This window comes from Campylobacter concisus (genome assembly GCF_003048445.1).
GTDB classification, from domain to species: domain Bacteria; phylum Campylobacterota; class Campylobacteria; order Campylobacterales; family Campylobacteraceae; genus Campylobacter_A; species Campylobacter_A concisus_BF.
Genome location: NZ_PIQW01000002.1, coordinates 158,811 through 185,009, shown reverse-complemented (window position 1 = coordinate 185,009; position 26,199 = coordinate 158,811). Strand labels below are relative to the sequence as shown.

The 26,199-nt window shown below is 41.0% G+C and carries 26 protein-coding genes and 1 pseudogene; 9 read left to right on the top strand and 18 right to left on the bottom strand.

The window, feature by feature from the left end:
- The 13 genes and pseudogenes from CVT14_RS02130 to murJ form a co-directional block, all read right to left on the bottom strand.
- A pseudogene (locus tag CVT14_RS02130) lies at nt 1-310 on the bottom strand (flagellar biosynthesis protein FlgG); the annotation flags it as partial.
- Nucleotides 311-415: 105 nt separating this feature from the next.
- On the bottom strand, nt 416-958 hold the full coding sequence (locus CVT14_RS02125; protein ID WP_021089159.1) for a tetratricopeptide repeat protein: 543 nt from the start codon (nt 956-958) through the stop codon (nt 416-418).
- 110 nt (nt 959-1,068) lie between these two features.
- Nucleotides 1,069-1,707: a YggS family pyridoxal phosphate-dependent enzyme gene (locus CVT14_RS02120; protein WP_021089198.1), complete on the bottom strand. Its 639-nt coding sequence runs from the start codon at nt 1,705-1,707 to the stop codon at nt 1,069-1,071.
- Complete coding sequence (rseP, locus tag CVT14_RS02115; RefSeq protein WP_021089152.1) at nt 1,704-2,813, bottom strand: RIP metalloprotease RseP; 1,110 nt, start codon at nt 2,811-2,813, stop codon at nt 1,704-1,706. Before rseP ends, CVT14_RS02120 begins: the two co-directional genes overlap by 4 nt.
- 21 nt (nt 2,814-2,834) lie before the next feature.
- Nucleotides 2,835-3,830 carry an AI-2E family transporter gene (locus tag CVT14_RS02110; protein WP_413784374.1) on the bottom strand — a complete coding sequence of 332 codons (996 nt, stop codon included), beginning with the start codon at nt 3,828-3,830 and terminating at the stop codon, nt 2,835-2,837.
- A 23-nt stretch (nt 3,831-3,853) separates the two neighbouring features.
- Nucleotides 3,854-4,399, bottom strand: a complete 546-nt coding sequence (pgsA, locus tag CVT14_RS02105; RefSeq protein WP_009293904.1) for a CDP-diacylglycerol--glycerol-3-phosphate 3-phosphatidyltransferase — start codon at nt 4,397-4,399, stop codon at nt 3,854-3,856.
- 31 nt (nt 4,400-4,430) lie between these two features.
- Complete coding sequence (locus CVT14_RS02100) at nt 4,431-5,219, bottom strand: enoyl-ACP reductase (protein ID WP_021089130.1); 789 nt, start codon at nt 5,217-5,219, stop codon at nt 4,431-4,433.
- Complete coding sequence (gene dapA, locus CVT14_RS02095) at nt 5,219-6,088, bottom strand: 4-hydroxy-tetrahydrodipicolinate synthase (RefSeq protein WP_051257423.1); 870 nt, start codon at nt 6,086-6,088, stop codon at nt 5,219-5,221. The genes CVT14_RS02100 and dapA overlap by 1 nt, the downstream gene beginning before the upstream one ends.
- A gap of 26 nt (nt 6,089-6,114) precedes the next feature.
- Nucleotides 6,115-7,356 (bottom strand): M16 family metallopeptidase, encoded by a 1,242-nt coding sequence (locus CVT14_RS02090; protein ID WP_021089116.1) that lies wholly within the window; start codon nt 7,354-7,356, stop codon nt 6,115-6,117.
- An 11-nt stretch (nt 7,357-7,367) separates the two neighbouring features.
- Nucleotides 7,368-8,441, bottom strand: a complete 1,074-nt coding sequence (locus CVT14_RS02085) for a quinone-dependent dihydroorotate dehydrogenase (protein ID WP_021089139.1) — start codon at nt 8,439-8,441, stop codon at nt 7,368-7,370.
- A gap of 52 nt (nt 8,442-8,493) precedes the next feature.
- Nucleotides 8,494-10,218 (bottom strand): ABC transporter ATP-binding protein, encoded by a 1,725-nt coding sequence (locus tag CVT14_RS02080; RefSeq protein WP_021089079.1) that lies wholly within the window; start codon nt 10,216-10,218, stop codon nt 8,494-8,496.
- A complete protein-coding gene (cysS, locus tag CVT14_RS02075) occupies nt 10,211-11,605 on the bottom strand; it encodes a cysteine--tRNA ligase (protein ID WP_021089086.1) in 1,395 nt (464 codons plus the stop codon). Before cysS ends, CVT14_RS02080 begins: the two co-directional genes overlap by 8 nt.
- Nucleotides 11,592-12,992, bottom strand: coding sequence for a murein biosynthesis integral membrane protein MurJ (gene murJ / locus CVT14_RS02070; protein WP_107849582.1), 1,401 nt, complete (start codon nt 12,990-12,992; stop codon nt 11,592-11,594). The genes cysS and murJ overlap by 14 nt, the downstream gene beginning before the upstream one ends.
- A gap of 122 nt (nt 12,993-13,114) precedes the next feature.
- Between murJ and CVT14_RS02065 the strand changes: the two genes are divergently transcribed.
- The 7 genes from CVT14_RS02065 to CVT14_RS02035 all read left to right on the top strand — a co-directional run bounded on the left by CVT14_RS02065 (nt 13,115) and on the right by CVT14_RS02035 (nt 19,586).
- Nucleotides 13,115-15,046: a flagellar assembly protein A gene (locus tag CVT14_RS02065; RefSeq protein ID WP_103650709.1), complete on the top strand. Its 1,932-nt coding sequence runs from the start codon at nt 13,115-13,117 to the stop codon at nt 15,044-15,046.
- Nucleotides 15,046-15,600, top strand: coding sequence for a Holliday junction branch migration protein RuvA (gene ruvA / locus CVT14_RS02060; RefSeq protein WP_012001830.1), 555 nt, complete (start codon nt 15,046-15,048; stop codon nt 15,598-15,600). Before CVT14_RS02065 ends, ruvA begins: the two co-directional genes overlap by 1 nt.
- An 11-nt stretch (nt 15,601-15,611) precedes the next feature.
- The gene (locus tag CVT14_RS02055) at nt 15,612-16,652 is read left to right on the top strand and encodes a D-alanine--D-alanine ligase (RefSeq protein ID WP_107849581.1); all 1,041 of its coding nucleotides are present in this window, start codon (nt 15,612-15,614) and stop codon (nt 16,650-16,652) included.
- Nucleotides 16,653-16,716: 64 nt separating this feature from the next.
- A complete protein-coding gene (locus tag CVT14_RS02050; protein WP_021089074.1) occupies nt 16,717-16,947 on the top strand; it encodes a type II toxin-antitoxin system Phd/YefM family antitoxin in 231 nt (76 codons plus the stop codon).
- Complete coding sequence (locus tag CVT14_RS02045) at nt 16,937-17,722, top strand: alpha/beta fold hydrolase (RefSeq protein ID WP_107849580.1); 786 nt, start codon at nt 16,937-16,939, stop codon at nt 17,720-17,722. The genes CVT14_RS02050 and CVT14_RS02045 overlap by 11 nt, the downstream gene beginning before the upstream one ends.
- Nucleotides 17,719-19,143: a Mur ligase family protein gene (locus CVT14_RS02040; protein ID WP_107849579.1), complete on the top strand. Its 1,425-nt coding sequence runs from the start codon at nt 17,719-17,721 to the stop codon at nt 19,141-19,143. Before CVT14_RS02045 ends, CVT14_RS02040 begins: the two co-directional genes overlap by 4 nt.
- A complete protein-coding gene (locus CVT14_RS02035) occupies nt 19,140-19,586 on the top strand; it encodes a hypothetical protein (protein WP_107849578.1) in 447 nt (148 codons plus the stop codon). Before CVT14_RS02040 ends, CVT14_RS02035 begins: the two co-directional genes overlap by 4 nt.
- A 207-nt stretch (nt 19,587-19,793) precedes the next feature.
- Here the strand turns inward: CVT14_RS02035 and CVT14_RS10625 are convergent, their stop codons facing one another.
- From CVT14_RS10625 to pta, 5 genes are all read right to left on the bottom strand, one after another.
- Complete coding sequence (locus CVT14_RS10625) at nt 19,794-19,976, bottom strand: hypothetical protein (protein WP_159071737.1); 183 nt, start codon at nt 19,974-19,976, stop codon at nt 19,794-19,796.
- Between the two features lie 101 nt (nt 19,977-20,077).
- On the bottom strand, nt 20,078-20,278 hold the full coding sequence (locus CVT14_RS02025; protein ID WP_107849576.1) for a hypothetical protein: 201 nt from the start codon (nt 20,276-20,278) through the stop codon (nt 20,078-20,080).
- Nucleotides 20,279-20,300: 22 nt separating this feature from the next.
- Nucleotides 20,301-21,365, bottom strand: coding sequence for a tyrosine-type recombinase/integrase (locus tag CVT14_RS02020; protein ID WP_107849575.1), 1,065 nt, complete (start codon nt 21,363-21,365; stop codon nt 20,301-20,303).
- Between the two features lie 2 nt (nt 21,366-21,367).
- Nucleotides 21,368-22,561 carry an acetate kinase gene (locus tag CVT14_RS02015; protein ID WP_107849574.1) on the bottom strand — a complete coding sequence of 398 codons (1,194 nt, stop codon included), beginning with the start codon at nt 22,559-22,561 and terminating at the stop codon, nt 21,368-21,370.
- Between the two features lies 1 nt (nt 22,562).
- Nucleotides 22,563-23,930 (bottom strand): phosphate acetyltransferase, encoded by a 1,368-nt coding sequence (gene pta / locus CVT14_RS02010; RefSeq protein ID WP_107849573.1) that lies wholly within the window; start codon nt 23,928-23,930, stop codon nt 22,563-22,565.
- 66 nt (nt 23,931-23,996) lie between these two features.
- Between pta and flgH the strand changes: the two genes are divergently transcribed.
- Both flgH and CVT14_RS02000 read left to right on the top strand, forming a co-directional pair.
- Nucleotides 23,997-24,704 carry a flagellar basal body L-ring protein FlgH gene (flgH, locus tag CVT14_RS02005; RefSeq protein WP_002940928.1) on the top strand — a complete coding sequence of 236 codons (708 nt, stop codon included), beginning with the start codon at nt 23,997-23,999 and terminating at the stop codon, nt 24,702-24,704.
- Nucleotides 24,705-25,050: 346 nt separating this feature from the next.
- Complete coding sequence (locus CVT14_RS02000) at nt 25,051-26,196, top strand: hydrogenase small subunit (protein WP_002940950.1); 1,146 nt, start codon at nt 25,051-25,053, stop codon at nt 26,194-26,196.
- Nucleotides 26,197-26,199: the final 3 nt, after the last annotated feature.

The following is a 26,199-nucleotide window of genomic DNA, read 5'->3' as shown; positions in this document are numbered from 1 at the left end:
GCTCATCAAGTGTGCTTTTGTGGATTTTAAAGTCCTGCGGTAAGCTGGCTGCTTTATTAAAATCAGCTCCCATAAAGTCAGCTTTATCTACTGTGTAGCCATAAGCTTGAAGATCACTGAAATTTAAAGAGATGAGGCTGTTTTGTGATGAAGTTGTATAAGTAAATTTAACAGGATCTTGGCTTGGCTCGCTAATCTTTTCTTTGGCATTTTGCTTCAAAATATCACTAAAATTTGAAGATCTATCACGTTTGTGTTGTTGCTTAGTGTATGAATTTATATTTGTGCTTAAGATGCTAATATCATTCATGGTTTGCCTCCTAGCTTATTGCATAGCTTAAAGCAAAAGGTGTTCCAGCAAATTTGATATTAAAAGAGTGCGGGGGAGATATGCTCTCCCCACAAAAAATGTTATTTATTTTTTATCTTCGACTACTTCTTCGCAAGCTACTTTATAGCGGTATTTGCACGCTAGCTCTAGGTAGCTTTTTTGAGATGCCGCATCGTTTTTCTCGCCGTAAAAGTCAGCTAGTTTATAGCAAGCAAGACCAAATCTTTGCTCGCATGATTTTGCAAACAGCTCATTTGCTTTGCTTTGCATTTTTGGGTCATCTTCGTAGTATTCGCCAAGCTCAAAGCAAGCTTTTGGCGTGCCAAGATCGCATGATTTAGTTAGTGATTTTACGATCGTTTCATTATCTTTTTTTGAGTTGATTGATTTTGAGTTTAGTAAAACTGCAAGTCTATAGCAACCCCTTTTATCGCCTAGATCGCAAGCTTTTTGATAGTACATGACACCTTTGTTGATGTCTCTTCTGGCATATGTTTTGCCAAGTTTTAAACACCAAACAGCTTCATTATTTGCGCATTTTTGCTCTATCCTAGCTATCTTTTCAGCTCTACCGCAACCCGAGATAAACAAGATCGCAACAGCAGTTAGAATAAAATTTTTAAACACATTTACTCCTTTATTGTTAAAAATTTATTTAATCGCATTATAAAATCATATAACTTAGATTAAAATTTAAAAAGGAGTAGAAAGGTAAATTTGCCCCAAGAGGGACAAATTTATAGATATAGCATCGTCCCAAGGCGGATCATATTTGAGCCACATTTTATCGCTAGCTCGAAGTCGCTACTCATACCCATCGAGCAGATAGTTGCGCCTTTTGGCTTTAAGTTCTCGTAAATTTTATATGTTAGCTCAAAGCTTTTTTGCACCTCTTTTGGCTCATCCACATGCGCTCCGATGCTCATCACGCCTTTTAAATTTATATTTTTGCACTCGCTTTGGATGCGCTCATAAATTTCAGCCGCATTTGCGACGCTCACACCTTGCTTTGTATCTTCATCGGCCGAGTTTATCTGAAGCAAAGTATCTAGCTTATAGCTGAGCCTTTTATCGACCTCTAGGGCCCTTTCGAAGCTATCACAGCTTTGCCAAAGCACTGGTTTTAGGCTTATCATTTGATTGATTTTATTATTTTGCAGGCGGCCGATCATGTGCCATTTGATGTCAGTGAAATCTTGCAGCTCTAGCTCTTTTTTGGCTAGCTCCTGGACTCTATTTTCACCAAAATTTCTCTGCCCTTGTGTGTAAAGCTCCCTCACTTCAGTGCATGTCACGTTTTTGCTAACGGCTATTAGCGTCACATCTTTGCTTAAATTTTCTATCTTTTCAAGTAGATCTTTTAAAACTATCATCATAAACCTCCGCTTAATCTCATAATGTCATTAAAGGTCGCGAGCACCATGATGCCAAGCAGTAGCGCCCAGCCGCAGTAGGTAAGCGTAACAAGCACTCGCTCATTTATCTCGCGTCTAAAAATTAGTTCATAAATGTTAAATAAAATGTGCCCGCCATCAAGCGCTGGGATCGGAAAGAGATTTAGCACGCCTAAATTTACAGAGATGAGCGCCACGATGGTTAGAAGCACGCTAAGGCTGACCTTAGCGGCCTTTGAAGTGACATCGACGATCTGCACGATACCTCCAACCTCTTTTAATGGCACAGCTCCAACGACTAGCTTTTCAAAGCTTTTAAAGATGAGCTTTGAAGCCTCGATCGTCTCGCCAAAGGCAAATTTTATGCTCTCTAAACCTGTGTGATAAATTTTCACCACTTCACCATTAGGCTGGATGCCGATCAGTGGGCGCTGCACCTTTTCATTAAATAAATTTATCGTTTCACCTATCTTTGGTGTTAAATTTATAGTCATTTGCGAGCCGTTGCGATCTATCAAAATGGCGCTAGGTTCAAGCTTTACGTTCTTACTGATCTCGTCCCACTCGTTTATTTTTACGCCATTTATCGCTAAAATTTTATCGTTTATTGTTATGCCAGCGCTCGCAGCTGCCGAGCCTTCAGCTATGTGTCCGACATTTGGCGCAAGCCTCTCAACGCCGATAAATCCAAGCAAAATGTATATGAAAAATGCCAAGATAAAGTTAAAAAATGGCCCTGCAAAGAGGATGTAAATGCGCTTTATAGGACTTAGCACGTTGTAGCTGTCAGAGTCGTAGTTTTTGGCCTTTGGATCGGTGTCGTCTTGCCCTTTTAGTTGCACGTATCCGCCAAGTGGGATCGCGCTTAAGCAGTAGTCGGTGCCGCCAACATTTTTGGTGTAAATTTTCTCGCCAAAGCCGATGCTAAAGGTATTTACTTTGACGCCGAGCATTCTTGCTACTAAAAAGTGGCCAAGCTCGTGGAAAAATATGAGAAAACTAATGGCTAAAACGGTCACTAAAAAATAAAACGAATACGCATAAAGCCCAAGGCAAAGCAGAGCCAGCGTGAAGAGAATGCCTTTCAAAACTTACCTTTAAATTTGATTTTACCGCTCGAGTTTATTGCTGAGCAAAACGGCGATAAATTTCGTGCTCGGGTTTGCGTCAAGCGCGATCTTTAGGCTCATGGTAAGCGGTACTGCTAAAAACATACCGCCGATGCCGAACAAAAATCCCCAAAAAAGTAGGCTCAAAAGCACCACAAGCGTGCTTATACCAAGGCCTTTGCCTAGAAATTTCGGCTCGATAAAGTTGCCGATGACGATATTTACGGCTAGATATAGCGCCGCAGTCCAAGCACAAGAGGCTGCGTCGTTTAGCAAAAGCGCCACCAAAAGCGCCGGGACGGCCGCGATAATAGAGCCGATCGTCGGGATAAAATTTAGTACGAAAGCTAAAATACCCCAAAGCGGCGCGTAGGGCACGCCGATGAAATTTAGCCCGATAAATATAAAAACGCCTGTCGCAAACGACGCTACGGACTTGATCGCGAGATAGCGCTTGAGATTTGATATAAACGTATCTACGATCTGGTTCGTTTGCGGATTTTTGCTCGCAAAATACTCGACTTTTTGAGAAAATACCTGCACTTCAAAAAGCATAAAAGTAACGAGCAAAAAGACGAAAAAGCTCTTTGAAACGAGCTCGGTGCCGCTCCTTAAAAATCCGCCCAGCACGGCAAAAATTTTATTTATATCAAAGTCTGCGGGCGCGGCGATGCTCTCGGGATCGATTAGGCCGCGGCTCGCTAGCATCTGGTGGTAATGATCGGCGAGGGCTTTAAATTTGCTCTGAAGCTCGGGCATGTAGCTAACTAGCCCGTTTATCGTCTTTATCACGGTGTTTGCGATAAATCCCAGCGACAAAAACACCACCGCCGTAACTAGCGCGAAGGCTAAAACGCGCGGAAATTTGAGCTTTTCGAGCGCATTTATCACAGGCGTCGCCACGATAGCGATAAAAACCGCCATCAAAAACGGTAGCACGACGACGCTAGCAGTCTTTAGTCCCGCCGCGACCACGACGAAGCTAGCTAGATAGATTATAGCGTTTCCGGTTCTCAAATTTAACTCTTTTTCATTGCTTTTACGTAGGCAAAGATGTATTCAAATCCAGAATAAAGTGTAAGCGCAACAGCGATCCAGAGCAAAAGCTCGCCACCAGGCCAGCTCATCAGTAAAAATCCAACCGCAAACATCTGCGAAACGGTTTTAACCTTGCCAGCCATCGAAGCAGCAACCTCTACGCCGTCACTTGCCATCACGACACGAAAGCCAGTTATGAAAAACTCTCTTATCAAGATAAGATAAACAGCCCAAGCGCTCGCTCTGCCAAGCATCATGAGACCCAAAAATGCAGCAAGAATTAGCATCTTATCAGCTAGTGGGTCAAGGATAGCGCCAAGCTTGGTCTTTTGATCCCAGCTCCTAGCGATGTAGCCATCAAAAAAGTCAGTCACTGAGGCGATCACAAAGATGAGGGCTGCGAAGTAGTTTATCCAACTTATATGAATTTGCGTAAAAATTCCTGGCGCATTTACGAGCATAAAAAACATAAGCGGAGCTAGCAATATCCTAAAAAATGCCAGTGAATTTGGTAAATTTAAGCTCACAAATATGCCTTTATGCTTAGAAATTCCACTCTCATTTAAAAGTCGTGCCACCATCTATTATAAATGTATGTCCAGTCACCCAGCTAGCCTTAGATGAGCATAAAAATAGACATGCTCCAGCTAGGTCGGTCGGCTGTCCCATGCGGTTTAGCGGGCTAAGTTTTGCCGTCATATCGCGCACCTCTTCGTAGTTGGTAAAGGCTCTTAGCGCGTCTGTCTCGATAGGGCCGCCACTTACGACATTTACGCGGATGTTTTTCTCGCCAAGCTCTGTCGCAGCATATCTTGCCATCGCTTCAACGGCTGCTTTTGCTGTGCCGTGGCCTGCGTAGTTTTCGATATAGACTAAATTTCCAGTTGAGCTTAGGCTAATGATACTGCCGCCGCCCACTTTTTCCATGCGTTTTGCAGCTTCTTGTGCGCCCACGACAAAGGCATTTACGGTTGCTGTGAAGATATTATTTATACCTCTTGGTTTTAGCTTCATAAATTTAGTGTATCCGCCAGCCACCGCGCGACCTGAGATGATAGCGTTTGAGATGAAAAAATCAACCCTGTCAAAGTCCTCATCTATCTTTAAAAATAGCTCCTTATAAGTCTCTGGCTCAAGGATGTTTAGCGCATAGGCTCTAGCTTTTATCTTGTAGGTAGCCTCAAGCTCTTTTGCCTGCTCCTTGGCAAGCTCCTCGTTTGAGTTGTAGGTAAAAGCGATATTTACGCCAGCTTTTGCAAATTCTTCGACTATGGCTCTGCCGATGCCTCTAGTGCCGCCACTGATGACTAGCGTTTTACCTTTAAATTCGTTTAGTGTGTCCTTCATTAAAATACCTTTATTTCGTAATTTTTAATAACTTCTTCTATCTTTTTGAAATTTTCTTTGCTCGGTTTGCAAAGTGGCAAGCGGTACTCCAAAGTGTCAATCAGTCCAGCTAGATACATCGCCGCTTTGATCGGTATCGGGTTGCTTTCGCAAAAGAGCGTTTTGTTTATCGTATAGAGGTTGTCATTTATCAGTTTTGCTTTTTTATATTCTTCATTCATCGCAAGGTGAGTAAGCTGAGAAATTTGATCTGGCAAGAGGTTTGCAGTGACCGAGATGACGCCCTTGCCACCGTATGATAGGATAGGGTAGTTTATCGCATCCTCGCCGCTAATAACCACTAAATCAGGCTCGTGAGCTAGCAGATCGACGCATCTATCGATGCTACCTGTCGCCTCTTTGATGCCAAAAATATTTTTACAATCTTTAAAAAGTCTAAAAACGGTCGCTGGCAAGATATCTACGCCAACTCTGCCTGGGACGTTGTAAAGAAGCACTGGAATTTCTATGCTGTTTGCGATAGCCTTGTAGTGCTCGTAAAGCCCTTCTTGCGTTGGTTTGTTGTAGTAAGGAGCGACTGATAGGATGCCGTGAGCACCATGAGCTTGGGCAAATTTAGCGATATCGATGGCCTCGTGAGTGGCGTTGCTACCAGCACCAGCTAGCACCTTGACATTTGTGCCTTTACACGCATCTACTGCGATCTCGATGCAAATTCTATGCTCATCATGCGTTAAAGTCGCACTCTCGCCTGTTGTTCCCACTGGCACAACGACGTCTATGCCGTTTTTTATCTGTCTTTTTATCAGTTTTTCAAAACTGACTTCGTCTATTTTTTGGTTTTTAAATGGCGTAACTAGTGCTGTCATCGCACCTTGAAGCGAATTTTTCACGTCTATTCCTTTTTTAAGATTATTGTCGTGCTAGTTTTTTCATTGAAATATCTATTTGCTATCTCTTTTAAAAGCTTAGCATCTATCCTATCTATATTTTTTTCAAGCTCGTAAAGTGGCTTTATATCGCCTCTAGCAAAGTATGAGCCGTATAAATTTGCCACCTTGCTCGCGCTCTCAAATGAGTAGATAAAATCAGTTTTTATCAAATTTTTAACTCTTAAAACGTCCTCTTTGTCGATTGGCTTTCTCTTTAGATCATCTATGATCTTTAAAATTTCAGTCTCAACCGCGCTAGCCTCGACGTCTGGGTTGCAAACTGCTAAAAATATAAATAAATTTTCATCAACGCAGCTCATATTGTAAGCGTAAATTTGATTTACAAGCATTAGCTCATCGACTAGGCGTTGCTGTAAAATTGAGCTTTTGCCAGTGGCTAGATACTCGCTTATCGCATTTAGCCCCACTTGATCAGCATGCCTAAAGTCTGGGATCTTATAAGCGATCGCTAGCATTTGCGTTTGGCTATCTTTGTAGATGATAGCCCTTCTAGCGCCGTCTTGCTCAGGCTCTTTGCAGTGCAGTTTTGGTATAGCTCTTTTGTTTTTTATGCTGCTAAAGTTTTTCTTAGCTAGCTTAAATGCCTCGTCCTTGCCGATGTCGCCACTTATCATCAAAATGGCGTTTTTTGGCTGATAGTATGTAGCGTGAAATTCTTTTATATCAGCGATCTTCCAGTTTTCGATATCTTTTATGAAGCCTATTGGCGTCCAGTGGTATGGGTGGTAGATAAATGCGTGGTTGTAGAGCCTAAAGTAGAGGTATCCCATAGGGTTGTTGTCTGTTCGCCACCTGCGCTCTTCGTGCACCACCTCGCGCTCTGGCTGAAATTCTTTATCTTTTAGGCTTAAATTTTTCATAAGCTCGGCAAAAAGACCAAGCGTTTTGTCTAAATTTTCATTTGAGGCTTTTATGAAGTAGTGAGTGTAGTCAAAGCCCGTACTTGCGTTATTTACACCGCCAAAGCCCTTTACGATCTCATCAAACTCCCCAGCTCGTAAATTTTTGGTTGATTTGAAATTTAGATGTTCTAGCATGTGAGCGATGCCGCTTTTGCCCATCACTTCGTTTCTGGAGCCAACTTTATAAAAGACATCGACGCTTATCACTTTTGAGCCAGGATTCACTGGCACGTGATAAATTTCAAGTCCATTTTCTAGTTTAAATTTATTAAATTTTATCAATCTCTTGCCCTCTATTTTTTAACATCTATGCCGACCGCTTCGCTAATAGAGGCAAAGCCATCTCTTTTTAAAAGCTCTAAAATTTCTAAATTTATATCTCTTGCGATCATCGGTCCTTTAAAGATAAAGCTTGTAAAAATTTGGACCAAATTTGCCCCCATTTTTATGCGCTCATAGGCCTCTGCACCGCTATCTATGCCGCCACAAGCTATAAGCGTCGTCTTGCCATAAAGCTCATCAGCCACGGCTTTAAAGATATCTTTTGACTTTTTGGCGATCACCTTGCCGCTTAGACCGCCAAAATCCTTTAAATTTGACGAGTGAGAGAGTGAATAATCAACGCTTGTATTTGAAACGAGCACGCCACTAGCGCCGTTTTCTACCGCACAGCTACAAAGCTTGATCGCATCTTCGTGGCTCATATCAGGAGCTATCTTAAAGATGATCGGTTTTTTAGTAAGTGGTAAAATGACGCTAAAAAGCTCTTTTATAAAGCTTTCATCTTGCAAAGCCCTTAAATTTGGCGTGTTTGGCGATGAGACGTTTATGACAAATGTGTCGCAAATTTCACTAAATTCTCTTACTAAAATTTCATAGTCTTTTATTGCATCTTCGTTTGGTGTAACCTTATTTTTGCCGATGTTTGCCCAGATCGGTATGGTGAAAGGATATATCTTTTTAACTCTATTTTTGATAGCCTCACAGCCTTCGTTGTTAAAGCCCATCGCATTTTGGATGCTCTCTTCGTCTATGAGTCTAAAAAGCCTTGGTTTTGCGTTGCCAGGTTGTGGTTTTGGTGTAAATGTGCCAAATTCTAAATGCCCAAAACCAAGGGCAGTAAGCGCCTCAAACATCGTGGCGTTTTTATCAAAGCCACCGGCTATGCCAACTGGGTTGTGATAGGTGCTTGAGAATAAATTTTGTTTTAGCGCGTTGTCATCGACCACGCATTTGTGTGCCAAAAAGCTTAGCGAGCCAGGGAAGATTTTATTTGCCCCAACCATCGCTATTTCAGCGATCTTGTGGGCGGTTTCAGGATCAAATTTGAAAAATATAGATTTTAAAGTATTGTAGTTTAAGCTCATTTTAACCTCTTTAAAATGCCTAAAATTTCTGCAAATCTTAGCAAAAATCGCCTTAAACTAAGGCTTTGCCCTTAAGCCTTGCATAAATTTCATTTCTCTTGCTAAGCTCCTCGTCGCTTCCACTATCAATGATCTTGCCATCACTCAAAACTGCGATCTTATCGGCATTTTCAACCGTGCTTAGGCGGTGAGCGATGACGAAGATGATCTTTTTGCTTCTTAGGTTATTTATCGCTTTTGTGATCTCTTTTTCGCTCTCGTTATCAAGCGCTGAAGTGGCCTCGTCAAAGATGAGGATTTGTGGGTTTTGATAAAGCGCTCTAGCTATGGCGATGCGCTGTCTTTGACCGCCTGAGAGGTTGGTGCCAAATTCATTTAAGATAGTGTTTATGCCGTTATCTAGCTTGCTTACAAACTCATAGGCATTTGCTAGTTTTAGTGCGTTTATCACGGCATCTTCGTTAAATTCTCTGCCGTAAGCTACGTTTTTAGCGATCGTGTCGTTAAAGATATAGACGCGTTGGGTTACAAGTCCGATATTTTGGCGAAGTGAGTGAATTTTGATATCTTTTAAATTTATGCCATTTATCAAAATTTCTCCACCATTTACATCGTAAAATCTCATAAGTAAATTCATAAGCGAGCTTTTTCCGCCGCCACTTGAGCCAACAAGGGCTATAAATTCTGACTTATTTGCCTCTAAATTTATCCCTTTTAAGACCTCTTTGTCGCCGTAGCTTAGGCGGACGTCGTTAAATTTGATCAAATTTATCTCTTCGTTTAGCTCTTTTTGGCCGTCTTTTATCTGGCTTACCTTATCCATTAAGAAAAACGTCCTCTCGCTTGCTGCGATGGCATCTTGCATCTTGTTGTAGATATTTACGATGCGTTTTAGTGGGGTGTAGAGCATAAAAAGTGCTGTTAAAAACGAGAAAAATGCGCCCATATTTATATGCCCGTCGATGACGTCTTTGCCGCCTATTATTATGACCGCTGCCACGCCTATCGAGCCTATGGTCTCCATTAGTGGGCTTACTAGCTGCTCGATCTTGACACTTTTTAAATTTAGCCTAAAAAATTTGTTATTTTCATCAACAAAGCGTGAATGCTCGTATTTTTGGGCGTTATTTGCTTTGATTATCTCGATATTTGTAAAAATTTCACTAAGCGCAGATGTGATGTCTGATGTTTTTTCTTGTGACTGCTTTGAAATTTTTTTCATCCTTTTAGCAAGGCGCGAGATCGGATAGATCGCCACTGGCATGACGACAAGGGCGAAAAATGCCAGCTTTGGACTTTGATAGATGACGACGCAAAGAAGTCCGATGATCGTTATAAATTCCCTCGTAAGTTCAGGGATCATACTTGAGACTATCGATCTTATGCGGTCGATGTCGTTTGTTGTTCTGCTGATTAGCTCACCGGTTCTAAATTCATTGAAAAAATCCATATCTAAATTTAAAAGGTTTGCAACCATCTTTTCGCGAAATCTCCTAATCGTATCTTGCCCGATATATGCCGTAAAATAGGCCTGCATGAAGGTTCCGATGTTTTTTATAACGTAGATCGCGATGATGGCGCAAGGCAAGATGTAGAGCAGCTTTTCGTTTTTCTCAACGAAAATTTTATTTAGCACAGGCTCTACGAGATAGGCACTTACCGCCGTTCCACCACTGGCAAGTCCCATGCCGATGATGGCAAAAATAAAGTGTGGGATGTAGTCTTTAAAATATGGACCAAAGCGCTTTAGCACATCTTTTAAGCCAAAGTTATTCATTATTTCTCTCCCAAACTGCACCATTTGGCGTATCCATGATAGAGATATTCATTTTTGCTAGCTCATCTCTTATCTCATCAGCCCTTGCGAAATTTCTCTCTTTTTTAGCTACCGCGCGCTCATCAAGAAGTTTTTGGATATGCTCTTTTTGCTCGTCACTTACGCCAAACTGAAAATACTCCACATAGTTTGTGATAGCAATGCCTAAAATTTCGCCTATGAGCTCTAAATTTGCCACCACTTCGGCCTTATATGCTTTATCTTTTGGGTTATTATCAAGTCTTTCATTGGCTGTTTTTACAAACTCATCGACGCTTGCAAGTGCTTTTGAGGCGTTTAGATCATCGCTTAGTGCCTCAAGTAGCTCATTTTTAAAGTTCTCATTTACCATGCCAGCTTGCACGCCATCGACCCTTTTTTTGAGGCGGTAAATTTTATCAAGCCTCTTTTTTGAAGCCACTAGATCTTCATCTGAATAGTTAAAGTGAGCCCTGTAATGGCTCGTAAGTAAGTAATATCTAAGCACTTCGCCATGAACGTTTTTTAGGGCGTCTTTTACAAAAAAGCTGTTATTTAGGCTCTTGCTCATCTTTTCGTTATTTACTTTTATAAAGCCGTTGTGCATCCAGTATTTGCTTAAATTCTTGTGATAGGCGCATCTGCACTGGCTTGCCTCATTTTCATGGTGCGGAAAGAGCAGATCGATGCCACCAGCGTGGATGTCTATCTCAAATTTCTCATTTTCTTTGTCGCTTAAAAACTCTCTTATCATCGCCACGCACTCGGTGTGCCAGCCAGGGCGACCCTTACCAAATGGGCTCTCGTACCATTTTTCGTCAAATTTCCAAAGCACAAAGTCTTTTTCGTCTCTTTTCTCGCCAAAACTTGCCACGCGTGCGATAAGATCGGTGTTGTTATCCTTGCCGCTAATGCTAAAATAGCCACTATCCTTGCTCGTATCAAAGTAAATTCCATCGCTCGTCTTATACGCCACACCTCTATCCATAAGCACTTTGATGTAGCTAATGATCGCCTCCAAGCACTGCGTAGCCTTTGGTTTAAAGTCTGGATCAAGCACGTTTAAAGCGCCCATGTCGCTCTCGTAGTGCGCTATATATTTGTTTGTGATCTCCTCTAGGTTTTGACCAGTTTGCGCCATCTTGTTTAAAATTTTATCGTCGATGTCGGTATAGTTTCTTGCAAATTTGACCTTGTAGCCAAGCGCTTTTAAGACCCTTCTTAAAAGATCAAAGCTAACGGCTGACTTTGCATGTCCCAAATGCGCGTCGTCATAGACCGTTGGACCGCACAGATAGATGCTAACTTCACCATCTTTAATAGGGCTAAACTCAACCTTTTCTCTTTTAGAAGTATCAAAAATTCGCATTAAATATATCCTTTAAAAATGTTAAACCAAAATAGAGCAAAACCGCCAAAAGTGCGATGGCGGCTATAAATTTAGGCTCGATTATAGCTAAAAATCGCTTAGCTCCAAAGGCTCTAATGTATAAAATAAGCTGCAAAAATCCCCCGAGCGAGCTTGCAAATGCAAGGCCAGCAGCTCCAAATTTCTGCATCAAAATGACTGCTAGGATCAAATTTATCACAAGGCAGATGATAGAAATTTTGGCTGCCTCCTTTTGCCTCATATTTGCATAAAGCCAAAGTGAGAAAATTTTAGCCAGTCCAAATGGCGTGAGCCCCACCAAATAGGCACTTAGCACCTTGGCGCACTCAAGCGTATTTGCCCTTGTGAAATTTCCCCTTTCAAACAAGAGCCAGATGATAAACTCGCTTAGCACAACGCCTGTGATCGTGGCTGCAAGTAGGGCACAAAGTAGCAAGTAAAAGCTCTTTTTTGTCCAAACTATGGCGTTTGCTTCGTCTTTTTGCTTTAAAAGTCTAGTGATCTTTGGAAAGAGTGCCTGAGAGAGCGCGATCGCAAAGATGGCAAGTGGGAGCTGGAAAATTCTATTTGCATAAAAAAGATAGCTTATCGAACCACTTACCAAAAAGCTAGCCAGCCAAGTGTCCATAAATGCGCTTATTTGCATCGCACTTGAGCCAAGTAAGCCGTGATAAAAATTTATAAAAAAGCCTTTGCTTTGCGCTCTTTTGCCCTTAAAATATCCACTTAGACCGCCCCAGAAAATTTTATTTAAGGCGTTAAATTTCATAGCAACTAGATGTACCAAAACCTGCAAGATGCCGCCTGCAACGACGCCAAAGCTAAGATAAAGTGCGACCACACTCTCGCTCTTGCCACGAGCCAAAAGTAGCGAAGCGATCATGGCTAAATTTAGTAGTGCAGTAGAAAACGCAGTCGTTGCAAAGTGCCCTTTGTACTGAAGCAGCGCACCCATGAAGGTGACGATATAAACAAGGGCTAGATAGTAGAAATTTATACGCACAAGTGGCACTGCGTCTGTGATATTTTGCTCGCTCAAGCCGCTTGCGATGATCTTGATAAAGTATGGCGTAAATAAATTTACAAGAAGCGTCAAAACGCCTATAAAAAGTAGAAATTTGATGAAAATTTCAGCTTGAAAGATCGCTTTTTTCTTGTTATTTGCAAAATTTGGCAAAAATGCCTGTGTAAAAGCCCCCTCGCCAAAGATGCGGCGAAATAAATTTGGTATCTTAAATGCTATAAAAAAGAGGTCGCTAAATATGCCAGCACCAAGGATAGAAGCCGTTAAAAGATCTCTTATAAGCCCTAAAATCCTTGAAGTCATGATGCCAACTGAGTTTGAAAAAAAGCCTTTTATAAACATCGCCCACCTAGTAAATTTAAAAACGCAATAGTAACAAAAGATGCTTTAAAGCTTACATAACCCAAATTTAATAAAGTTTTAGAGATAATAAGAGCCAAAATTTTATGTGAAATGGATCAAATTTGAGCGAAAACGTGCAAGAAAACGAGAGATTTTTACCGCCAACGCAAATTCAAACTTCAACACCTTATCTATCGCTTAAAGAGCTAAGCAAACAATACAGCGTGCCGGTAGAATTTATAGACTTCAAGCTCTCAAATATCTTAACTTACTACAAAAATAAAGATAACGTCGAGCCAGTTTTTGTCCCTGAAGAAAATTTAAGCTTTTTTGATGACAACACATTTTATCTTGACGAGACGCTAGAGATCGAGCAGGTCTATGACGTGGAGTTTTTTGACGTGAGGCTAAATGCCACGCCAAAGCTACCAAAGATCGATATAGGCGTAAATTCAACCATCACAAAGGTCATCGCAAAGGTTAGAGCGAGCAAAGAGTGCGAATACGAGCAGCACTACGAAGACAAGCTTTATGAATACATCGCAAAGCAGCTGATGAAAGCTCAAATTTTAATAGGCATAAGGATCGGCAAGCTAAAAGAGGAGCTAAAGCAAATCGCCTCGATCATCCACGTAAAAGGCGAGCTTGACAAGGACTACACGCTAAATTTAACCCAAGGCATCAACCCTAAAAAAGCGATTGACGCAAAGATCATCTACTACTACAAAGATAAGCTTGATGGGTTAAAAGACGAAGATAAGGTTGATTACGCTGATAGGGGTTTTGTCTTTGGCGTAGCAAAAGATGAAGTGATAATGGAGGAGAAAAAGTCACACGAAGGCGCAAATGGACGCGACGTAAGAGGCAAGCTTATAGAGGTTGCAAAGCCAAAAGAAGAGAGCGAAAAAGAGATAAGCATAAGCGAAAATATCGAGCGCGTAGAAAATGACGAGAGCATAAAATATATCGCTAAAAAAGCAGGCTACGTGGTCGAGAAAAACGGCTCTTTTGATATAGAAGAGCGCATAGAGATAAATGAAGCAAATTTTAAAACGACTGGCTCGATCCAAGCAGGCACCGACACAAACGTCACATTAGTAGTTCGTGAGACTGACACGATAAAAGACGCTATCGGCACTGGTATTATCGTGGAGGCTGATGAGATCGAGGTAAAAGGAAATGTCGGCGCAAATGCGATGGTCAAGGCAAACGATGTAAATATCGGCGGTCAAACTCACCAAAAGGCTAAAATTTACGCCAAACACGCCAAAATTTCTATCCACATCGGCAAGGTTGAGGCTGAAAGTGTCGAGATAGATAGACTTGAAGGCGGCACTGTCATAGCAAAAAGAGTAAAAATTAATAGCGTAGTTGGCGGCTCGATAACGGCTCAAAATATCCAGATAGATACGCTTGGCTCAAACTGCACTATCACAGCCTCGCACCTAATCGACGTTAGATATCTAAGAGGCACTGATAATAAATTTATCATCGACGCTAGCAAGATGCCTGAAAGTGCGGAAGCTACGCAAGATCAGTTAAGCAAGATAGAAAGCACCAAGTCAGAGCTAGCTACGCTTCTAAAAAACATAGAGAGCAAGAAAAACGTCATAAATGAGAACAAAGACTCGATCTACACGATAAAAGCTAAGATCGAGGAGCTCTCAAAGGCCAAGGTGATACCGCCAGTTACATTTATGAAAAAGCTAAAAGAGTATCAAGGACTTGTTAATGAGTACAACACCTTGCTTAGGATATTTAAAGAGAAAAAAGAGCTTTTGGCTGATCTAAAAGATGAGCTTGAGATCATGCAAAATGGCATATTTTCAGCCAAAGTGATAAACAGAGGCAACTGGATCGAACTAAATGAGATAAGGTTTGTCATCGTCGATCCTCCGCAAAATGTTACCTACATCTCGAAGCAAAACGAGACCGCTCACGTCATCACACTAGATAAATTTGATAACGGCGGCGAGGTCGAATACAAGATCAAAAAGTCAAACAAACTTGAAGACTACGCGGATATAAATTTCATGGAACAAAAGGTTAAATGATGATAAAAGCAATCGAAGGCGTCGTTACTAAAAAAGAGCCTGCATTTGCCGTGCTTAAGACAAATAGCGGCGTAAGTTATGGGATTTTCATCTCACTTTTTTGCTCAGCAAAACTTAGCAAAGGCGAAAAAGTCGAGCTTGCCATAACGCAGATCATAAGAGAGGACGCAAATTTACTTTATGGCTTTTTAGACGCAAACGAGCAAAAGATGTTTGAGATGCTCATCAAGCTAAATGGCATAGGAGCTAGCACAGCGATGGCGGTTTGCTCTAGCCTTAGCTCGCAGGCATTTACAAATGCCATAATAAGCGGCGACGCAGACACCTTTAAAAGCGTGCCAGGCATCGGACCAAAGACGGCTAGGCGAATAATAGCCGAGCTAAGCGATACAAAACTAATAAGCGACGAGAGCGTGCCAAGCTACCAAAATGAGGCGCTTTTGGCACTTGAGGCACTTGGCTTTAAACGTGAGAAGATAGTGAAAATTTTGCCTGATTGCAAGAGTGAAAACACGAGCGATCTTATAAAAGAGGCACTTAAAAAACTAGGATAAGGATAAAAAAGATGAATTTAGGCGTGATATTTGGGGCAAAGAGTTTTGAGCATGAGATAAGCATAGTAAGTGCGATAGTTTTAAAAAACGTCCTAAAACAGGGGTTAAAATTTATATTTTGCGATGCAAACAGGGACTTTTACTTGATCGAGCAAAAAGATATGAGAGCAAATTTCTTTAGCTCTGGCAAATACAAAAACTCAAAGAAGCTATCTTTGGCAAAGGGTGGCTTTTACGCGCATTCGCTTTTTGGCGCAAACAAAGTTGAATGCGACGTCATTATAAATTTGATCCACGGCATGGACGGCGAAGATGGCAAGATAGCGGCACTTTTTGACTTTTACGGGGTCAAATATATAGGTCCAAGGCTTGAAGCAAGCGCGCTTAGCTACAACAAAGAGCTTACTAAATTTCTAGCGCAAAAGGCTGGTGTAAAGGCGCTTGACTATGAGATGCTAACTCGTCAAAGCGAGCCAAAATTTCACTATCCTATTATATTAAAGCCAGCAAGGCTAGGCAGCAGCATCGGCGTGAGCGTCGTGCATGATGATAGTGAGCTTGCCTACGCAAAAGACGTGGCGTTTGAATTTGACAAAGATGTTTTGGTAGAGCTCTTTATAAAAGGTGTCAAAGAGTATAACCTTGCAGGCTGCAAGATCGATGGAAAGATCAAATTTTCTATCGTCGAAGAGCCAAAAAAGAAAGAATTTTTAGACTACGAGCAAAAATATCTAAGTTTTTCAAATGAAAATAAGGTAAAAGAGGCGGAAATTTCTGAAGAGCTAAAGCAAAAGCTTAAATTTAACTTTTCTAAAATTTATGATTGTGGATTTGACGGAGCGATCATTAGATGCGACTTTTTCGTGATAGATGACGAGGTCTATCTAAACGAGATCAACCCAAACCCAGGCAGCCTTGCGAACTATCTATTTGAGGACTTTGAGAGCACGCTAAACGCCCTTGCAAACTCACTTCCAAAAGAGCGTGAGATAAAGATTGATTATAAATTTATAAACTCTATCACTTCGGTAAAAGGCAGCGGCAAGCTCTAGGCTATTTAGCGACATATAAAGTAGTTTGTGATATTTTACGTAAAATTTTACATAAAGAGCGACAATGGTAACTTTTACAAAAGATGAAATTTATACGGCAACCGAGGTGGTTAGAAACTTTAGCTCAGTGCTTTCACGCGTGGGAGCTAGCGAGCTAAAGCGCGCTGTCATCGTTAAAAACAATAAATTTGAAGCAGTCCTTTTAAATATGGAGGAGTACGAGCGCCTTTGCGAGGCTGTAAGCGTGCTTGAGAGCATTTACGCTACTAAAAAGAGAGAAAACGATGGCGAGTAGGGCAGTCAAATACGGCTCAGACGAGTACGAGATCAGCTACGAAGTTGTAAATCCAAAATGCAAAAAAGTAGTGCTTTTCTTGCACGGCTGGGGCGCAAACAAAGAGATAATGAAAAAGGCTTTTGGTGCATATCTAAATGACTTTTGCCACGTCTATATTGACATGCCAGGCTTTGGCAAAAGCTCCATTTTTAAGCCTTTAAGAACGAGCGACTACGCAAAAATCGTTGCAAATTTCTGTGACGAGCTACAAATAAAACCAGACATCATTGCAGGGCATAGCTTTGGCGGCAAGGTCGCAACGCTTCTAAAACCGCCATATCTAGTGCTTTTAAGCTCTGCTGGTATAGTCGTCAAAAAGCCATTTATCGTGCGAGCAAAGATAGCGATATTTAAAATTTTAAAGATATTTGGCTTTGGTAAATTTTACAAACTCTTTGCCACAAAAGATGTGAGCGGCATGAGCAGAGTGATGTATGAAACCCTAAAAAACGTCGTTGATGAGGATTTTACAAAGCATTTTGCCGATTTTGGGGGCAGGGCTTTTATATTTTGGGGAGAAAATGACAAGGCAACGCCTGTAACAAGCGGCGAGAGCATAGATAGACTTATCAAAAATAGCTCATTTTTCCCGCTTAGCGGCGATCACTTTTTCTTTTTGCTTCACGCTAAATTTATAAGCGACGAGATAGAAAAAGGGATAAATTTTGAGCCAAATGAAGCAAAAAATGTCGTGCTAGATGACGATGAGAGCGGGATCGAGGAGATAAGATGAGTATATTTTTAAACATAAGCACAGTTTTATTTATCTTTGCGCTTGCTTTTTATGTGATCACTTGCTTTCAGTGGTTTTCATATAGGCCTGAGCGCGTGCTATTTCACTTCACAAAGCCCGCTTGGCACGTATTTTTCTTTATAGTGCCTTTGGTGCTGTTTTACACGACTGGCAAGTGGTTTTTTATCTATTTTTACTTTGCGCTTTTGCCAGCTCTTTATCTTTGGCATAAAAAACTTGATAAAAAGCTAGTCTTTACTGGTAGGATCAAGCACTTTTTTGTGATCCTTACTTGTGCCATCATCTTAAACTACGCTTTAAATTTCATCATCCACAAAGCATTTTTGGCTCCGATGCCACTTTTTGTCTTGGTCGTGAGCCTATTTTTTAGTGAAATTTTAGAAAAGATCAAATTTCAAGGCTTTAAAAACAAGGCGCTTAAAAAACTGAGTGCAAACAAAGAGTTAAAGATCATCTTAATCACCGCAAGCTACGGCAAAACGAGTATCAAAAATTTTCTCTTTGAAATTTTAAAAGATAGCTTTGTCTGCTATAAAACGCCTCGTAGCGTAAATACAATGGCTGGTATCATCAAAGATATCAATGAAAACTTAAGCGAGCAAACGCAAATTTACATCGCAGAAGCAGGCGCTAGACTAAAGGGTGACATCCTAGAGATCACTAAATTTCTAAATCCGCAAATCGTCATCGTTGGCGAGATCGGCGCGCAACACATTGAGTACTTTAAAACGCTTGATAACATCCGCGCAACAAAGCTAGAGGCACTGCAAAGCGAGCGTTTGCAAAGGGCATTTTTGCATAGCTCGACAAAAAAAGAGGCAAGCGAAAATATAGAAATTTATGATGAGAGCCTAAAAGATATAAATGCAAATTTAGATGGAATTTCATTTACGCTTGATGGCAAAAACTACGCCTCGCCGCTACTTGGTAAATTTAACGCTACAAATTTAGCCGTTTGCATCAAGGTCGCAAGCTACCTAAAAATGAGCGATGAGGCGATAAAAGAGGCGCTATCTAAGATGAAAAACGTCGAGCACCGCCTAAGCAAGATCGAGGCTGGCGGCAAGCTGATAATCGATGATAGCTTCAATGGAAATTTCTCAGGCATGAGCGCAAGCTACGAGCTAGTAAGCACCTACTCTGGTAGAAAAGTGCTGCTAACGCCTGGTATCGTCGAGAGCGATGCGGAGCAAAATGCAAATTTGGCCAAGGTAATAAATGAAATTTTCGACCTCGTCATCATCACAAGCTCGCTAAACGCCCAAACTCTGCTAAAACACATCGTAAAGCCAAAGATCATCATCCTAAAGGACAAGAACAAAATGCAAGAAATTTTAGCCCAAAACACGCATGCTGGCGATCTTATACTATTTTCAAACGACGCACCGAGTTTTATATGAAAAAGATAGTTTTTTTAGCTCTAATCTTAAGCTTAGCCTCAGGCTTTGACATCGATGACTACGATAGGGGTAATGAGGCTAGAAATGCCGGAGACTACGCAACTGCGTATGAAATTTTTTACGATGGTTGCGAGCAAAAAGATGTGCTTTCGTGCGAGGCTTTGGGCGATATGTTTGTAAATGAAGAGATAAACGAGCAGATGGATAGTGATCTAAAAAAGCACTCAAATATCGAGCTTGGCGTGAGTTATTTTATGAAAAGCTGCGACCTTGGCTATCAAAATGCCTGCGATGACGTACTAAGCCTAAGGGACGATCTAAACATCACTCTGCCTTCTGGTGTCTACGAAAACGCCAAGGCTAGATATGATGAGCTTTTTGAAGAGTTTAAAGAGCAAGAAGCGAATAAAACTATCGAAGCCGAAGAGCCAGCTAAAAAGTAAATTTGAGCTTGTGAGATTAAATTTAAACTAATTTTTTCGTGGCATAGAAATTGATCTATTTGCAATAAATTTAATCGATAAATTTACTTAAATGCTAGAGCAAAGCTATTTTGCGTTGCGAACATCTACCGCAAATTTGGCTTTGCTCTAACGATTAGTCAAACAAGCATAAACACGAAAATTTTACTGCTTTCTTCATGATAAATTTCACTCGTCTATCGCCTTTGATATCTTTTCTAAATTTTGCTTTCTTACGCTCTTATCAGTGATAAAAAGATCGATGACCCACCAGATGATTATAATAATTTCAAAAATGTTGATAATCTTAGAATATGTTTTAGCCAAATCCATTAAATATAGCATTTCTTCAGGGGTTATCCATTCGTCCACAGAAATTATTACCTTAGAAAATAAGAAAATAAAAACTATATATAAAATAAAAAGAGCAAGCTTTGCTAGACCAAGGACAGTTTGTCCTATTATAAAGCGATTTACGCCAAGCACTCCAAAGACGAAGCTACCCATCCAAAAACAATCGTAGGTGATTTTAAGTTAAGCTGTGGGATTTTTGAAACCAGATCATTTATTTTTGTTTCATCAAAAGAGTTGAGCTTGTCTTCTAATGTTTTTAGCTGAGCATGATTTTTTGGCAGCTTATCTTGCAACATTGCTATAACAGAACTTGCGTTCATTTTCTCTCTTTTTTTGTAAATTTTACTCGCCAGCCAAGTCTTCAGCCACTTTTGCAGCAAGTTTTAGCTTATCACTATCAAAGTGCGTGTAAATTCGCGAGGTATTTAGGCTTGCATGCCCAAGAGCTTCTTGCACGAGCACTAGGTCTTTTTGCTTTTTATAAAGCATCGTTGCAAAGGTGTGGCGCAGCATATGAGCGCCGTTTTTCTCTTTTCTGATGCCTGCTTTAAATAAAATTTGCTCCACTATGCGGCTAACATAAGCCTGCGTGAGCCTCGTACCTTTTTTGTTTATAAAAAGATAGCCCTCTTTATTGATGTAGTTTATGGCGATTGCGTTTAGATGAGCTTCGATTAGGTGGCGCTTTATCATTACGATGCGGTATTTGTTGCCTTTACCACGAATTCTAATGATAAAAAGATTGCCATCTTCGGTGATATCTTTTCTCTTTAAATTTAGTGCCTCGCTCACACGAATGCCAGTAAATATAATGACCTTGATGATGAGCTTGTTGCGGTTTGAGTTTTGCTTAAAGTCGCTCTCATCGATCGCCTCAAGAAATTTTTTGACCTCCTCTTCGCCCATAAACTCAGGAAGCTTTTGCCCTTTGTTGCCACTAACGCCGCCCCAGTTTTTTAAATTTATATCAAAAACATGAGCCTTGCCGTCTTCTTCGTTTTGCTTGTCTAAAAAGGCAAAGAAATTTATCACTGAAATTCTGTAGTTTTTCTTGCTCGCATCACTTAGTCCGCCAGTGGTGCTGGCTAGAATTTCACTTAGTAGCTCTTCATCGATCTGTTTTAGACTGCTAAGCTCATAAAATTTCATCGTCTCATATATCTTTTTAAGTGGGTTAAAGTAGGTATTTATGCCAGTTAGCCCCGCATTTCTAGCGCTTTTTACCAGCCCATCAAGCTGCTCTATGTTTTTTATCTCGCGGCTTAGGGCAAAATTTACACTAGCAAGCGCTTTTGGGTCTCTTAGCTCCTTGTTTGAAAGCGAACTAAGTTTAAATTTGACATAGCGAGTTAGCCAAAATATAAATGAGTTTTCAAAACTATCTTTACAGTCAAGTGGAAATTTCATGCTTAAAGCGTTCTCTCTTTTATTACTCTGGCTGTCTCTATGGCGATCTCAAGCTCTTCGTTGGTTGGGATGATGAGCGTTTTTATCTTAGCGCCTTCTTCATCTATGCACCTCTCGCCTCTCACGTCAGAGAAATTTAGCTCGTGGTTTATGTGGATGCCAAGATGTTTTAGATCGTCGCAAATTTTTTGCCTTGTGTTTGGCGCATTTTCGCCGATACCGCCAGTAAATATGAGCGCATCAACGCGCCCCAAAATGGCGTAGTATGAGCCGATGTACTTTTTCACTCGGTAACAAAACATATCAAATGCAAGCTTTGCGCGCTCGTCGTTTTGCATCTTGGCTACGACCTCTCTCATGTCGCTTGAGCCACAAATTCCAAAAAGTCCGCTCTTTTTATTTAAGAAGTTATCGATCTCGTTCCACTTTAAAACGCCGATATTTAGTAGGTAGATGACTACGGCTGGGTCCATATCGCCGCTTCTTGTGCCCATTATGAGCCCTTCAAGCGGACTAAGACCCATCGAAGTGTCAATGCTTTTGCCATTTTGCACAGCACAAGCTGAGGCGCCGTTGCCTAGATGAAGCGAGATAGCGTTAAATTTATCAAACTCTATGCCAAGCATTTTTGCCGCTTGTTTGCAGACATATCTGTGCGATGTGCCGTGAAAGCCGTATTTTCTTATGTGATGAGCCTTGCAAACATCGTAGGGTAGGGCGTAGCGGTAGGTGTACTCTGGCATGCTTTGATGAAAAACCGTATCAAAAACGACCACGTGAGGCACGTTTTTACTCTCTTTCATCGCATTTTTGATGCCAGCAAGGTGCCCTGGGTTGTGAAGTGGGGCAAGTGGGCTTATCTCCTCGATCTTTTTGATGACACTCTCATCAACGATCATCGAGCTAAAAAAGCTCTCGCCACCATGAACTATCCTGTGTCCTATGCCGTCAAGCTCGCTTAGATCGTGCAGTGTATGTGAGGTGGTAAAGAGCTCGTTCATCGCCTCAAGTCCGTCGTGGTGGTCTTTTATGAAGCGTTTTATCTCATAAACTTCGCCATTTGCCTTTAGCACGGCTCTTGAGCTAGAGCTGCCGATTTGCTCGACTAGACCGCTAGCTAGGCTCGTTTTTGTCTGCATTTCAAAAAGTTGAAATTTTATCGAGCTGCTACCTGAGTTTAAAACTAAAATTCTCATATCACTCTCCTGCTTGTATCGCGCTTATTAAGATGGTATTTACCACGTCTTCAACGAGGCAGCCGCGGCTTAGGTCATTTACTGGTTTTTTTAGCCCTTGAAGTATCGGGCCTACTGCTAGGGCGTTTGCGCTTCGCTGAACTGCCTTGTAGCAGATGTTTCCGCAATTTAAATTTGGAAATATAAATACATTTGCCTGTCCTGCGACATCGGAATTTGGCATCTTTTTGCTAGCCACGCTTAGATCAACTGCCGCGTCAAACTGGATTGGCGCAGCTATTTTTAAATTCGCATCAAGCTCATGCGCCTTTTTGGCAGCCTCTTTTACAAACTCCACGTCAGCCCCGCTGCCACTATCGGCAGTTGAGTAGCTTAGCATGGCGATCTTTGGGCTAAGTCCAAAGGCACTTGCTGTTTGAGCGCTACTTAGCGTGATGCTAGCTAGCTCGTCCGCGCTTGGATTTGGCGTGACGGCGCAGTCTGCAAAGAGTAAAATTTCTTCTTCAAGTGCCATGAAAAATGCCCCGCTTACCACACTTACATTTGGCTTTGTTTTTATGATCTGAAGGGCTGGGCGGATAGTATCAGCCGTGCTCATCGTAGCGCCACTTACCAAAGCATCAGCTATGCCTTCATGTATTAGCATCGTGGCAAAGTAAATTTTATCTTTTGCAAGCGCGTTTGCCTTGGCTTCGTCCACACCTTTATGCTTTCTTAGCTCATAAATTTTCTTTGCAAATTCATCTGTTAGCTCATTTTGCGCTGGGTTTAGCACTTTGGCTTTGCTTAAATTTAGCCCCAAAGTGGCTGCTTTTTTTGAAATTTCGCTCTCAAGTCCAAGCAAGATGATATTTGCCGCACCTTTTTCTAGCACGATGTGAGCTGCTTTTAAAATTCTCTCATCATCACTTTCAGGCAAAACGACTGTTTTGTTTGCCACTTTGGCTCTTTTTAGAAGCAGGCTTTGAAATTTAAATGGCGTGATGATCTCGTGCTCGTAGTTTAAAATTTCATCAAATTTATTAGTTACTAGAAGCTTTGAGTTTAAATTTAGCGCCCTTAGCTCGTTTGCGTTTTCATCAAAAATTGGAGTGTTTAAATTTCTAGCTAGCTTTAAATTTAGCTCGTTCTTGCCAAAAACGATAAAACCCTCACAGCCAACGACTATGACGAAGTCGCTTTTAGCCTTTAGCTCTTCAAATTTATCTATAAATTTTAAAAAAAACTCCTTTTCATTTAAATTTATTAGATTTTTTTTGTCATTTTCGTCTGGAGTTATCTTAAAGATCTCAACTTTTTTGAATTTTGTAGCTATAATTTCCTGCAAATATGCTAGATTTTTGTCTGAAAAAATGTAACAACTTTTCATTTGTGACCTTTTTGGGAACTTAAATTGCTTAATCTTAGCACAAAGATACTTATTTTAAGGCATTTTATGAACTATAAAAAGATTTGGCTCGTCACATTTGCGGGCATTTTTTACACAGGTTGCACCCCAAGTGCAGATCCTCATATCAATATGAAACCTCCAGTTTATGTCGAGCAACTCCCTTCAAAAGATAGTGGCAGCGGTCAAAGCAACGCCGGTAGCCTCTTTGGCAAGGGCGAAAATCCGCTATTTTCAGATAGAAAGGCGATGAATGTAAATGACATCGTGACCATCGTCATCTCAGAAAATGCAAGTCAAATTTCAAGCGGTAGCAAAAGCACCAATAAAGATAGCACCATTTCGCTTGGCGGTGGCGTTTTCACAGCTGGAGCTGCGCCGCTTTCAACCGTGGCTGATAATCTAAACAAATACGGTGACATCGGCTTTAAAGCAGGTGGCGGCAATAAATTTACAGGAAGTGGCACTAGCAACAGAAGCGAGAAATTTACCGCAACCATCTCAGCTAGGATCATCAAGATTCTAAATAACGGCAACTACTTCATCGAAGGCAGCCGCGAGCTACTTATAAACGGTGAAAAACAGATCATGCAAGTAAGTGGCGTCATCAGACCTTACGACATCTCGCAAAACAACGAAATCGACTCAAAATACATAGCTGACGCCAAAATTTTGTATAAAACCGAGGGCGAGCTAGACAAATCAACCAAAAAACCTTGGGGCACAAGACTTATGGAGGCTATCTGGCCATTTTAATGCAAATTTAAAAGCCTAAATTTAACCCGTTTAGGCTTTTAAAAATTTATATTTCAAAGCCCTTTATTCTTAAATATACTAAATTATATTTTTTAAAAATTATTAAAAATTTAATTGATATTTACTTTCAGAAAAATAGATTTTTTGCCATATTATTTCTCAAAATGGGATAAATTTTCACTAAATATTATTTTTTAGCATATTTTAAGATTATTGATAAGAAGGCGTTTAAAATTTTAATCTTTAAAATTTATTTAAATATAATTATTAATAGAATAAAATAATATTTGTCTTTTTTAAAAAAGATAAGATACAAAATAAACAAATTTCAAATGAAGGAGCTTATATGAATAATGACTTGCGTCAAAAGATAAATAGACGCTTAAGCGAACTTAGTGCATTGCCTAAGATGAAAAATGACACTAGTATTGCGCAGCTTTTAAAAGATAAGGGCTTTACTAGGCGTGATTTTATGAAGTGGGCTGGTGCGATGACAGCTTTTATGGCATTGCCAAGTGCGATGACACCGATGGTTGCTCGTGCTGCTGAGCTAAGTGATAGGCTCCCTGTGATATGGCTTCACATGGCTGAGTGTACTGGCTGTAGCGAGGGCTTGCTAAGAACTGACGCTCCAAGCATAGATAGCCTTATATTTGACTACATAAGCCTTGAATACCACGAAACTATCATGGCAGCTGCTGGCTGGCAGGCTGAAGAAAATTTAGAGCATGCGATAGAAAAATATAAAGGCAGATACATCTTGCTAGTTGAAGGTGGCGTCCCAACGGGAGCTACTGAGCACTTTTTAACAGTCGGACCTCACGGCACAAGCGGCAAAACTCACGCTGTAAATGCCTCTGCTAACGCGGCTGCTATCTTTGCTATTGGCACCTGTTCTAGCTTTGGCGGTATCCAAGCAGCTAAGCCAAATCCAACAAATTCAGTCGGTCTTTCAAAGGTGACTGATAAGCCCGTCATAAATGTGCCAGGCTGCCCTCCAAGCGAGAAAAATATCGTTGGCAACGTGCTTCACTACTTGCTATTTGGCACCTTGCCTGCACTTGATGTTTATAACAGACCAAAATGGGCTTATGGCTTAAGAATTCACGATCTTTGCGAGAGACGCGGACACTTTGACGCAGGCGAATTTGTCCAAAGCTTTGGTGACGAGGGCGCAAAAAATGGCTACTGCTTATATAAAGTAGGCTGTAAAGGTCCATATACATTTAATAACTGCTCACGCGAGAGATTTAATCAGCACACATCATGGCCAGTTCAAGCAGGTCACGGCTGTATAGGCTGCTCAGAGCCAGACTTCTGGGATACGATGGGGCCATTTGAAGAGCCGATGGCTGATAGGCTATTTGACACTGTTTTGGGGCTTGGCGCTGATAATGTAAGTGATAAAATAGGTATTGGAATTTTAGCACTTGCTGGTATTGGCATAGCGGCTCACGCTGCACTAGCTTGTATGAGTAAAGATAAAGAATAAGGC